Below are 11,816 nucleotides of genomic sequence, written 5' to 3'. Positions count from 1 at the left end.
AGTATAAGTTTTCGGAGCACTCGGAGCACAAAAGGAGCAAAACATGAAAATCACTATCCAGAAACGCGAACCAGACAAGAACGGCCACCGTGCCTTGCGACTGGTCTACTATCACGGTTCCAAGACAGGCCAGAACGGTTCTCGGGCGCAGAAGCGCTCGTATGAGCCCCTGAACCTGTTCCTCTACGACAAACCTCGACTTCCGGCGGAGCGCGAGCACAACAAGACCGTGAATCAGAAGGCTGAGGCCATCCGGGCAAAACGGCTGTTGGAAATCGAGTCGTCACGACATGGATTGGATGATCGGACCAAGCTTTCTGCCAGCTTCTTCGATTACTTCGACCAGCTGACTGACGAGAAAGCTTCCGGAAGCAAATCCAACCATTCGATCTGGATCTCCACCCGTCACCACCTGCACCGCTACCATGGCTTGTCTGAACTGACCTTTGAACAAGTCGATAAGCGATTCCTGGAGGGGTTCCGGCACTACCTTCTGCATGAGGCCACCACCAAATCCGGTACCAAACTAGCCAAGAACACCACCAGCAGTTATTTCAACAAGGTTCGGGCAGCGCTCAACCAAGCCTATCGGGATGGCATTGTCCGCGACAACCCGGTTCAACAGGTCAAGTCCATCAAGCCGGAAAACACGAAACGCACTTACTTGACCCTGGAAGAGGTAAGGGCTCTAACCAAAGCCGAATGCCGTTATGACGTGCTGCGGCGGGCTTTCCTGTTCTCCTGCACCACAGGCCTTCGCTGGTCAGACATCCACAAGCTGGTCTGGGGTGAGATAGAGGAATTCGCCGATGGCCACTACCGCATCATTTTTCGGCAGAAGAAGCTGGTGAACGCCGGGAACTCACTGCAATACTTGGATCTTCCAGACTCAGCGGTGAGATTGTTGAACTTGGAGAATCGCGGTAAGCCAAGCGATAGGGTATTCAAGGGTCTGAAGTATGACTCCTACACCAACGTTGCATTAGCGCAGTGGGTCATGCGGGCAGGAATCACCAAGAACGTCACCTTCCATGCCGGACGGCACACCTTTGCGGTCAATCAACTGGCCAGGGGTGTGGATATCTACTCGTTGTCCCGGCTTCTGGGCCACAGCGAGCTCAGAACCACGGAGATCTATGCGGACATACTCGAAACTCGCCGTACAGAGGCCATGAGGAGTTTTCCTGACATATTTGAGGAGACACTGGACGAGGTTGAGGAATGTGCAGCCTAAGTGACGAGAGGGGCTTTCACAGCCCCTCTTTACACCTGCCCCACATCAAACACTCCGCCGTCCTGGTCTTCGATGGCTCACCAGGTGCTGAGCAGCCGCCTTTTCGATTTCGTCCGATGTCGCGATCCGATTGGACTGGAGCCACTTCAGAATGTCTTCGCGGCGAAAGAAAAGCCGGTGACCATTTGGCTTGAAGTGAGGGATCTTCTTTTGGGAGGTTAGCTGGTACAGGGTGCTTTTCTTCAGCCCAGTGTATTCCGCACACTCCTCAAGGCTCATGATCTCCTTGTCGGTCTCCGGGGCCTTGCTACCATTAATATGGTCCAAAATGATTTTTTTGAGGACCATCATGTCCTGCAATACTCGCTGTAACATCTCTTTTTCTGTCATCGCTCTACCCCTACACCGCCATAACCAAAGTGGGAAAACTGGGAAATTGGGAACACCGTGTCAGTCCTCATGCTCAATCCTCTCCAGTTCTTCAAGTTGCCGCCTAACTTGGTCAGGCCTGAGCGCGAAAAACCGCTGCAAATCTCCATTGACCCTGGTTTTGTAGGTCCCCCGGGAGCGCTCATTACTCACCAGGCAGTCGCGCTGTAACAGCACCTCCACTTCCCTCATGTAATGGGTCGGCAGCCCGAGCCGCTTTAGGAAGTGCGATTTATAGATCAACCACAACTCGCGTCCCTCGTGTGAGCGTCGAAAACCAGCTCCCCCCTGGCCACTCGCTTGTTCGATATCACTGAGACTGCGCTCCCAGACTTTCATGGCCCGCTCCAGCGCTTTGAGAAGCCGGAATTCCTCAGAATTTCTGGAATGACCCCTGTTATCCAGCCAGGCCTTCAAAGTTCTGTGGACTGCCGATAGAGATTCCTCTTCGGACCATGGGAGGATGAAATTTCTGCTTCCGAGGCAAAGTGCTGCCCCAATCAAGGCAAATCGCCGGATGACCCGTTGCACTTGGGATGCCATCTGATCGTTGGCCCAAGCACCGCTCAGACGACCAACCTCATGATTTAGATACTGACTTAGCTCAGAGTGACGTTCGGTCAGCAATGACACCCACTCCCGAATGACAGTGCCGTGGTAGCGCTGACAAGACGATTTCAGCTCGTCCACAAACTGCTGAGGGTGCTTATGACCGTGTAGTTCATCGAACGCCCCTTGGGCTCCAAATACAGGAATTTCCACCAGTCGTATCTGCTGGCCTGCGCGTAACGGTTTACCGATCTGCTGAAGTAGCTCAGCAATCCAGACTTCGCCGCTACTCAACACCAGCGTCCGCCAATGCGAGGTCGCGGCGAGGTCGCCGGAGACGTTAGCCCGTAACTTCCCCGAGCCGTTCATGATCTGATAGATAGCGGTATCGATGTCTTCCGGACGAGCCATTCCGATTTCATCCAGTGGCAACAGCATGTCGTTGTGCTCTGAAGAGACTGCCGCTAATCCGTTGCTCGTTGAGATCCAACTGCGGACATAGCGGTTGCTCCCGTAGACGCTGGCCGCCAATTGCAACAAGGTCGTCTTCCCAGTCGACGATGCTCCAACCAGATGGATGGCGCCATTTTCCATCCCAGCAGACGCAATCAATGGCGCAGCCAGAGCCGTGCCAATACTGAATATTGCTAACGGGTTGCCTCGGCATAGCTGACCGACATAAGTCTGCCAGTCGCTGAGACTTCCAGACTCCTCTAACGTCGCAGAGCCTGATAATTGGCCTACGAAATGGTGCGGCTCGTCAGCGGAGCCGATCGTCCAGTTACTGGTAGCAAATACTCCGCCGTGCCAACCCGTTCGATTAACCACTGTCGCCGGTTCGACCAGAGCCATCTGTTCCAACAGATAGTGCTGAAGCCGGTTCCAGCTTGCTTGGCCGGGCGTAAGTGGATAACCGGTATCAACCAGCATATCCCGCACCTGCCGGGCATTATCGCTGTTGAGATCTCGGGCATAGACGACCTCGCGTAGTTTCACACCATCGAAATTCTGCCATTCCAGTAACGCTCCGTGTCCGTGCCGCTTGTCGGTTAACCTGGTTCGAGCCATCACCTGAATCCAGCCACCGATACGCTGCCAGTGATCCCCTGATAAGGCATAGAGCCCATCTTCTTGCAGTCTGTATTGCATATCACGCAGCTCCTCTCACAGCTTGTCCAGCCACGCTTTTACGTCCTGGTAACGAAAGCGAACGGCCCGGCCATGGGGATTCGGCTTCACAGGTGCCGGGAACCGCCCCTGTTTTACATAGCGGCGCAGCGTTGCCTGCGATGTTTTTAGAACGGTGCAGACTTCTTCATAGGTCAGCAGGCGCTCTGTCGTGGTATTTGTTTGTTTTTTCATGACTACTCCAGTTGGGTTGTGAATCTTTCGGAGCAATCATCGGAAATATTGGTCTGGAGGGAGAACCGTGGAATTGCCCATAGAGGGCGCAAAGGCGAGGATGGCTATTAAGTCATTGATAGTAAAAAAAATAAAAATCAAAAGAAATCAGAAAAAGAAAGTCATAATCGCAGAATTAGGGCTTACACGAGTGGATTTTGTGCATTTAATGATCAAATTAGCTGCATGACTTTCACATGTGAAAGCCATTCTCCGGTCTCAGAATCATATTTTGATTCACTGATGGCTGTACGAGTTCGAACCACACACTCTTCTTTAAAAAAGGCCTTTGTGAGGCCGTTTTGAGCTGGGCTGAATAGCACCAGGGGCTCGCTAACCCAAATAGCCTCATGAAGGCCCTTTCAGAGGCCCATTCACGCCATATCAGTAAACGTCGAGTCTGGGAAACATCAACAAGTGCCCAGCGAGCCTTTTTGGAGGCGCTTTAGGGTGCACCAGTCGTAGAAGCGCTGGCAGGGAGTTTACTGGACTGAAAGCCCATCGGTTCCATCTGATTTGGAAAACTCACGCACTGGGATTCCGACGACAACTTATCCAGATTAATAGCGTATGTGCAGGTCATATCTCCAAGAGGCGGCCTATTAGAGCGCATGGAATGAGCTCAAAGTTATCCAAATCAGATAGGTATGTGTAGCGATTGGAAAGTCCTCCAGGAGAGTCCCCGACCGCTGTTGGAGAACTCTCACTCATTGTCATCATCCAGCCACTACTTTCCGCCCCAGTTGCCGGGGCGCTGTTCCCACTGCTCAATCAGCATCGTTCCCCATCTGCTTTTCGAACGCCTGTCGAATGAGCCCCATTACATAGGCCAGCTCAGATTCCTCACTTAACCCTACTTCCACATCGCCATTTCCCCAACGTCCGAGGTTGGTCACGTCTCGAGCCATCCCTTTCGGATCGCTCAACTCGTGAAACGGCATATTCAGAGACAGTCGCAAACGGGTCTTTTGCGGGACCACATCGACAAAGTTCGTCTCGGCTTTGAACGCTATATAGAGCTTGAGGACTTCTTCAGTGACGCTCGGGTCGAGCGCCAGGACTTCCTTTCGGAGCTGCTCAAATAGAGCGCGCATTGGGGTCCCGTTTGCTAGTTGAGGGTGATCCTCAAGGTTGTAGGCTTCTGGTTTAACGGCCACGTTGCGGTAGGTATCGAGGATCTCGTCCGGCAATACCGGAGCCGCCCAAACCCGCACCGCTTCCTGGGCCAGCTTGGCGGCCCGATTCTTAATTGAGTCCTCATTCCATGCTTCTACAGCTCCCAGGCCCTCGTTGAGCCGTAGAGGGCTTTGTTTGAATCCGCCCTGCATATCGCGCTTCTCGATGAAAGCTCGGTCGCTGTACTCTGAGTTGTAGCCCGTAAGAGTCAGGTTACCCAGCGTATGCAGCCAGGTTTCATGCACACGCTTCCATTCCGGACCTAGCTCATCCTTCCATCTAGCAGACATATTCTCATTCTGCGGCATGATGTGTTCGATCGTGTATTCGTCGACCGGAACTCGTTCCTTGCGCTCGAAATTCTCCAAACGGCGTAACCAGTAGCTCCGGCTGCGGAAATTGTATAGATCGCGTACTGCCAGTTCCCGTTTGAACTCTTCGTCATTCGGGAAACGCCGGTATGACTTCAAACCGAGCAGGTGAGCCTTGATGCTCTCCAGGTAACGGTTCTTCTGCAATGATTTGTGAAAGGTCGCAAAGGTCTTGTTCAGCGAGTTTGTGGGGATAGCACAAACGGCACGACGGAACACATAAGCCTCGATCAGCCGAATAGCGCTATGGAAGTCATCTCGGGACAGATTGTCCTGTTGGTAATCATGGTAAAGCTCCAGCAGGAACGGATATGCCACGTCGACTTTTAGCTCCCGCAGGTCCTTAAATGCCATTCCGAGCTGTTTATCTGTTTCTTTCCCCAATGCCATCGCACAAAAATACCGAGCGAAAGCATGTATTTCAGCAACCAATGAATCGACTCCAGCACTCGCCACTTCGGCACGACGTGAATGCTGTTTGAAAGCTTCGTATACCTCATCTAACCGTGGAATTTCCCCGGTTTTAACCGTGAGGTAGTGGCGCATGAAGCTGTCAAAGTATACGCCATAGCCTTCTTGCCCGAATTCCACCTCCATCGGACGCCAGTGATCGCGATAGAGCCGAGTTTGATGCTCCGGCTCCAGTCCCATCAGCACATAGTTTCGGATCAGGTCAGCCTGGCTCAAAGCTTTTCCTGTGGAATTCATGCTCTCAAAAATGAGTTGCGGGTTATCCTGATCTCGGCTCAGCGCAATATCAACGATAATGAGCTTTGAAAGGCCCCGGCAGAGAGTTTCCAGTTCCCCATTAAGCCGCTCAATTTGGCTGTTGAAGAACTCGAAGTTTTCCTGGATTCGAAGAGAACCGTCATCAGGTAACGGCTTCTGCGTGACCAACGCCAGAAGGCTCTCTTTGTCCGTCTGGGTCAATAGCAGTTTGTACGCTCGCTCACCGTCTTCCAACGGGTTAAGCAGGTAGTAATTGCGCAGCTTCTTAGCCGAAAACCCCTCCAGAGGTTCTGTATCCCCAAGGTGCCGAGATAGCGCCTCAAGAATCAGCATGGTGGTAGTCAGTCGCTGTTGCCCATCAATGACCAGCAATGGTGATTGGCTGGACACCTGATAAAGCCCCTTCTCGATGTAGACCACCGAGCCAATAAAATGTGCTGATATGCCATCGTTGGTACCAGCTCGCATAATGTCGTCCCACAGTTGGCGACATTGCTGTTCCGACCAGGAGTACGTTCTCTGGTAGATCGGAATGACAAATTGTGGCGACTTCTTCAGGAAGTCTAGCAACTTGGCTTCTGTAGCTTTCATAACGGACGTTATCCCTTTTTGTTCTGTTACTGCGATTCAACGCTGGTTTTGACCTGGTTATACACAGCCCGCATCAGGTACTGAGAAGCGATGTTGCGGAAAGACGTATCGTTCATCAGGCGTATGAAAATGTCTTCGTTGCCGTCCATGCGCTCTACAAACAAGTTCTCAAGCTGCTTGTTAAATACCGGTTCGAAGTTCTCCAGGCTGTTGGCCATGACGGCCTGGCGAAGCTGCTCGTTGGCAACGGCGGTTTCCTTCACTTGGTCGAAGAACAGCTGATCTGCCGGGGTAAACTCAGTACCAAATCGCTCATTGAGCTTGTCGACCAGCGTCGATAACTGCACCTCTTCCTCTGCCTGGCCGGTGCCGACCTCGGTCGGGCCATACAAGGCTTCCGGTTCGCCTACTTTCAGGTCGATGGCTCCTTCACTGATTTTCTGAAGCCGGTAGTACTTCAGCTCTACCTCATCATCGACCTGCACAGTGCGCGTATCGGTGGTGTAAGGCAGCTTGGTGAGCAGGAAGCGGGAATAGGTGTACAGCTTCTCGTGGTCCGAGTCCTGATAAGGAATGATCTGGGCAACGAAGCCGTACAGGTTACGGAAGCTGACCAATTGCCCCTTGAACAGGGCTTGGTCTTCCTCGCTCAATTTCTTGAAACGCTCGACAGCCAGGTCAATCAAACTATTCAGCTTCTTATGCTCGCCGCCCGTCGGGTTCAGTCGGTTGCGGAACCAGATCTCGCACCACGCGCTCACCTCACCCTCCGTGAAAATCTGCCAGGTGGACAGGGTGTGGGCCAGGTTATTGAGCTGCTGAGGGTCGGTATCCTCTTCCTTGGTGGTCACCTCGTAATAGGGTTTGAACGCCTTGTAGATTTCATCCGGCTCATTCACGAAGTCCAGGACAAAGGTATCTGTCTTGCCCCTGGCCGTTCGGTTAAGCCGTGACAGCGTTTGCACCGCCTGAATGCCTGACAGCTTCTTATCCACATACATGCTATGAAGCAGTGGCTGGTCAAAGCCGGTTTGGTATTTTTCAGCGACCAGTAACACCTGATATTCCTCGGTGTTGAATTTATCCGGTAGCTCAGACTCCTTGATGCCCTGGTTCATACCGACTTCGGTAAATGTCTTGTCAGCATATTCCTTGAGAGCGATTTCTCCCGAGAAGGCTACAAGGGACTTCACATCCGTATAGCCTTTAGATTTGATGTACTTGTCGAAGCCCAGCTTGTAGCGCACCGCATGTTCACGAGAGCTGGTCACTACCATGGCCTTTGCCCGGCCACCGATCTTGTGGCGGGTATGGGTGCGGAAGTGCTCAACGATCACCTCAACCTTCTGCGCTATCTCATAGTCGTGGAAGGAAACAAAACGAGCCAACGCCCTTGCTGCTTTGCGGCGCGGTACTTCAGGGTCATCCTCAACCTTCTGGATCAGCTTGTAATAACGCTTGTAGCAGGTGTAGTGGGCCAGCACGTCATGGATAAAACCCTCTTCGATGGCCTGCCGCATACTGTAGTGATGGAACGGAGCTTCTCCGTTTCGCCCCGGCTCGTTAAACACGGCCATGGTCTTGAACTTGGGCGTTGCGGTGAACGCGAAAAAGCTCAGGTTGAGCTGTTTGGCACGTTTGAGTTGCTCTCTGATGAGCTCCTTTTTAGCTTCTTCGCTAAGGCTCTCGTCCTCCATGTCCAGTAATTGCTCAGCAATGGCTGACTCGATGCCATCTTTGTTCAGGATCTTCCGCAGCTCCATAGCCGTTTCGCCACTCTGCGAGCTGTGGGCCTCATCCACAATCACCGCGAAGCGTTTGCCTTCCGTCGAAATTGAGATGCCTTTGCCTTTCTGCTCCAGCGTGCGGATGGCCTGACTGATGAAGGGGAACTTCTGGATAGTCGAGATGATGATCGGCACCCCGTCAGCCAGCGCCTTGGCCAGTTGCTGAGTATTCTCGTCGATCTTCTGAACAACGCCCAACTTGTGCTCGAACTGGAAGATGGTGTTCTGCAATTGCTGGTCGAGTACCCGGCGGTCGGTAATCACCACCACGGAATGGAATACCTTCTCGTTGTTAGCATCGTGCAGACTGGACAAACGATGGGCCAACCAGGCAATGGAGTTGGATTTACCGGAACCCGCAGAGTGCTGTACGAGATAGTTATGGCCGGAGCCCTTGGCTTTTGCGTGCTGGGTCAGAGACCTTACGGCATCCAGTTGGTGGTACCGTGGGAAGATCAATGTTTCCTTGCGGTGCCGCTTGATTCCCTTTTCGGTCACGACCGTTTTCTCCTCTACCTGAAGGTGCAGAAAACGGGCGAGGATATCCATCAGGCTGTCCCGCTCCAGCACCTCTTCCCAGAGGTAGGCGGTACGAACATCACCTTCCATCGGCGGGTTGCCAGCGCCGTGATTAAAACCCCGGTTGAAAGGCAGGAAAAAGGTATCCTTACCCTCCAGGTGGGTCGTCATAAAAGCTTGCTCGGTATCTACCGCGAAATGCACCAGGCAGCGATTCTTGAAGGCGAACAGCGGGTCTTTGGGGTTCCGTTCGAAGCGGTACTGGGACTTGGCATTTTCAACGGTCCACCCGGTCGCCGACATGGCATTTTTCAGCTCCAGTGTGGCAACTGGGAGGCCGTTCACAGCCAGTACCATGTCCGGAATTGCGCCCGTCTTGGTATGTACCTGACGAACCACGGTAAGCCTGTTCGCGGCGTAGCGTTCAGCCGCGCCGGTATCAATACTGGTATTGGGGGCAAAGTAAGCCAGCTTCACCGACTTGCCGACGCACTTGAAACCCTCGCGCAGCACGGTCAAGGCGCCTTTTGCGGCCAGTTCTTTGGTTAGGGCATCAAGGAGCATGCTCTCGGCCTTGCTCGCATCCAGGTTGTTCAACCGCTCCCAGATTTTGGGTTGTGTCTTCTGCACAAAGCTCACGACATCCGCCGGGAACAAGGCGGTTTCAGCATCGAAACTGGTGGGATCTCCCTTCTGATAGCCACCTTGGATGATCAGCGCCTGCTCTATGGCGTTCTCAAAGTCGATTTCTTTGTGCATAACCTATGTTCCTTTTTAAAACTTGGCTGGGTTCCAGCGACTAATCTTGGTCAGAGTCGTCGTTCTGCTGCTTTCCCAGCTTCTTCTGCGCGTTTTCTACTTGTTTGACGCTTTTATCCGGGGTGGGCAGGTTTTCTGGCATGGTGCCGCCCAGTTCGCCGATGGTTTGCCGAACCTTCTGGCCTACCTCGAAATGGGTTTTGTTGGCGTTCTGCTTACCCTGAATGTTGTCCCGGCGAAGCTTCTCTTCTGCCTGTGTAGCACGGAACAGATTGGCAGCGAGCTCTGTGCTCCCCATGTAGTCCAGAATCTTGTGGCTCTTCTTGAGCCCTTTTCTGGCATGTAAGTCCTTGGCGCCCAGCCCTCCGTATAGCCCTTTGTAGCCATGATCCTGAAAAATGGCGTAATCCAATGGGGTCTCCACGCCAGCATCCTGGGCAGCCGCCGCCAGGTACTTGTTGTGGGCAATAAGCTCCTTACGGATTGCCAGGCGCTTCTCATCCTCGGAGAGGGATGTGAACTGCTCGCTGTCCTCCAGCTCCTGTCGGCGCGTTTGGATAGCGAAGTAGGTCTGGCCGTTGGCGATGACTGGCTTCGTGGGATCGCCGTTCTGGACGATCAGGTAGCAGGCATAGCGTGACAGGTGGACATCCGGTACCGGGCGTTGCGCGCCGGAGCCGATACCAACCATTTTGCGCACGTCCGCAAAATGGTCTGCAACGACGTTCCCGGATCTTTCACAGGCATGTTTGGCCTTACCAATAACCGGGACAAAATTCCGCCACTGCGGGTATTCCAGCAGAGGTGCCAGCTCTCTGGCTGACCAGAACTCGTTGCCATGCTCATCCTCTCTGCGGATGCCTTCAAAGCTCTCGTGGTGAGTATTGGTGGACGGTGTATCAGCCATGGGCAACCTCCCTTTGCTCACTGGTAGTAAGTATGCAGAAATCCCGCACGTCGATTTTGCCGGTGACAGCATTGGTGATCAGGGCAGAGCGGTATTCTTTGAGTCGCTCGATGACTTGGATAACTCTTTCGCGTTGTTTTGTTAGTTTATCCAACGAAGTCTTTACGTGATCAATGATTTCTCTTCGCTCGGCTTCGGGAGGCAGCAATACCGGTAATTTCTTGATATTACTAGAGGAAATTGAAGCCAGATTTGTGCTCTGTTTTGCCGTGGTATAAAAGTAAAACTTGGCGTAACCGGACTGCGTAAGCAGAGCCAGCCAATCAGAAAACTCTGGAATCCTTGGACGCACAGCGAAAACATGATTCTGATGAAGACATGGGCTGATTTCCCCCTCCCAAACGGCTCCACGACCAAGTTTGTCGTTGTCACCCCCTTCATTCATCAGTACATCCCCCTTCTGCAGGGAGTAGCGTTCCAGTTCTGTCACTAGTATTTCAATGTTGGTGACATGGCTGAGATCAATGAAGCCATCCTGAACATTGGCAACCCTCAAATACGGAACTTCTACCGTTGCTTCGTTTGGCAGTTTTCGACCTTTCGTTACTCCACCTCTCACCTCTGCGACATAGCCTAAAATAGGCACAGTCCAATGCGCCGGTATTTCCCCAACCCAGTCAACACCTGAATTTCTCATGGGTACCGATGGATCGAGCCCTTTGGTTACCGCCTGGCTGATTAGAGCTGTGCGTTGCTCGGCCAGCTTGTCCAAGAGAGACTGCTTTTTGGCGATCAGTGCATCAATCTGAGCAGTTTTGTGGTCAAGAAAGTCTGATATTCTTATTTGTTCAGGCAATGGTGGTTCTGCAAATGGTAAACGAGCTAGGTCACTCGCATTGATCGCTGGATAACTCACTCCAACCGAGTTAGCGACAACGTCGCCGACGAATCCATTGGACTGCAACATGTAACCAGCAAATCGGGCATCTAAACTCGAACGAGGGCGAATTACTGCAAATCCCGTCGAGACAACCATATTAAGAGGAGGGTTCTTTATAGGAGCAATTGCTTTGAGATATGTGCGCACAGTCGAAACTATGACATCGCCATGTCTGACTTTGCGACGCGCACGGGATGGCGCTTTCTCAAAAGCTAATAATTCGGTTTTTTCGATACCATGTGTCAATGACACACTGGAGATATCGACATACTCAATTTCAAAGTCTGGATCGGTTTTCTCATCCAAACTCTCGTCATTGTATGTGGCGACATCTTTTAGACGCTTCTCTTCCCAATGTTCAGGTATAGACGCGAGCCAAGTAGATTTGGTCGTTTTATAGCTCGGATATCGTACTTGTCTCATA

At 52.4% G+C, this 11,816-nt stretch carries 8 protein-coding genes; 1 reads left to right on the top strand and 7 read right to left on the bottom strand.

The annotated features are described in order from the left end of the window. The first annotated feature begins 43 nt into the window (after positions 1 to 43). Positions 44 to 1,234, top strand: coding sequence for a site-specific integrase (locus BM194_RS08240; RefSeq protein ID WP_092845617.1), 1,191 nt, complete (start codon positions 44 to 46; stop codon positions 1,232 to 1,234). 45 nt (positions 1,235 to 1,279) lie between these two features. Here the strand turns inward: BM194_RS08240 and BM194_RS08235 are convergent, their stop codons facing one another. From BM194_RS08235 to BM194_RS08205, 7 genes are all read right to left on the bottom strand, one after another. After that, positions 1,280 to 1,624 carry a helix-turn-helix transcriptional regulator gene (locus BM194_RS08235; protein ID WP_092845615.1) on the bottom strand — a complete coding sequence of 115 codons (345 nt, stop codon included), beginning with the start codon at positions 1,622 to 1,624 and terminating at the stop codon, positions 1,280 to 1,282. A 60-nt stretch (positions 1,625 to 1,684) separates the two neighbouring features. Further along, positions 1,685 to 3,361 (bottom strand): DUF927 domain-containing protein, encoded by a 1,677-nt coding sequence (locus BM194_RS08230; protein ID WP_092845613.1) that lies wholly within the window; start codon positions 3,359 to 3,361, stop codon positions 1,685 to 1,687. A 15-nt stretch (positions 3,362 to 3,376) separates the two neighbouring features. Continuing rightward, a complete protein-coding gene (locus BM194_RS08225; protein ID WP_092845611.1) occupies positions 3,377 to 3,574 on the bottom strand; it encodes a helix-turn-helix transcriptional regulator in 198 nt (65 codons plus the stop codon). 806 nt (positions 3,575 to 4,380) lie between these two features. Beyond that, positions 4,381 to 6,480, bottom strand: a complete 2,100-nt coding sequence (locus BM194_RS08220) for a GmrSD restriction endonuclease domain-containing protein (RefSeq protein WP_092845609.1) — start codon at positions 6,478 to 6,480, stop codon at positions 4,381 to 4,383. Positions 6,481 to 6,506: 26 nt separating this feature from the next. After that, complete coding sequence (locus BM194_RS08215) at positions 6,507 to 9,545, bottom strand: type I restriction endonuclease subunit R (protein WP_092845607.1); 3,039 nt, start codon at positions 9,543 to 9,545, stop codon at positions 6,507 to 6,509. Positions 9,546 to 9,585: 40 nt separating this feature from the next. Further along, the gene (dinD, locus tag BM194_RS08210; protein ID WP_092845605.1) at positions 9,586 to 10,452 is read right to left on the bottom strand and encodes a DNA damage-inducible protein D; all 867 of its coding nucleotides are present in this window, start codon (positions 10,450 to 10,452) and stop codon (positions 9,586 to 9,588) included. Next, positions 10,445 to 11,815, bottom strand: a complete 1,371-nt coding sequence (locus tag BM194_RS08205) for a restriction endonuclease subunit S (RefSeq protein ID WP_092845603.1) — start codon at positions 11,813 to 11,815, stop codon at positions 10,445 to 10,447. Before BM194_RS08205 ends, dinD begins: the two co-directional genes overlap by 8 nt. Position 11,816 lies beyond the last annotated feature (1 nt).

Origin of the sequence: Modicisalibacter xianhensis, from assembly GCF_900113605.1 — a bacterium.
In the GTDB taxonomy this organism is placed as follows: Bacteria; Pseudomonadota; Gammaproteobacteria; order Pseudomonadales; family Halomonadaceae; genus Modicisalibacter; species Modicisalibacter xianhensis.
The sequence above is the reverse complement of the archived record's forward strand: the minus strand, read 5'-3'. Positions and strand labels throughout refer to the sequence as shown.

What these genes read in the sequence shown, in the direction of transcription:
- BM194_RS08240 (WP_092845617.1), top strand. Translation starts at nt 44, where the DNA reads ATGAAAATCACTATCCAGAAACGCGAACCAGACAAGAACGGCCACCGT.
- BM194_RS08235 (WP_092845615.1), bottom strand. Translation starts at nt 1,624, where the DNA reads ATGACAGAAAAAGAGATGTTACAGCGAGTATTGCAGGACATGATGGTC.
- BM194_RS08230 (WP_092845613.1), bottom strand. Translation starts at nt 3,361, where the DNA reads ATGCAATACAGACTGCAAGAAGATGGGCTCTATGCCTTATCAGGGGAT.
- BM194_RS08225 (WP_092845611.1), bottom strand. Translation starts at nt 3,574, where the DNA reads ATGAAAAAACAAACAAATACCACGACAGAGCGCCTGCTGACCTATGAA.
- BM194_RS08220 (WP_092845609.1), bottom strand. Translation starts at nt 6,480, where the DNA reads ATGAAAGCTACAGAAGCCAAGTTGCTAGACTTCCTGAAGAAGTCGCCA.
- BM194_RS08215 (WP_092845607.1), bottom strand. Translation starts at nt 9,545, where the DNA reads ATGCACAAAGAAATCGACTTTGAGAACGCCATAGAGCAGGCGCTGATC.
- dinD (WP_092845605.1), bottom strand. Translation starts at nt 10,452, where the DNA reads ATGGCTGATACACCGTCCACCAATACTCACCACGAGAGCTTTGAAGGC.
- BM194_RS08205 (WP_092845603.1), bottom strand. Translation starts at nt 11,815, where the DNA reads ATGAGACAAGTACGATATCCGAGCTATAAAACGACCAAATCTACTTGG.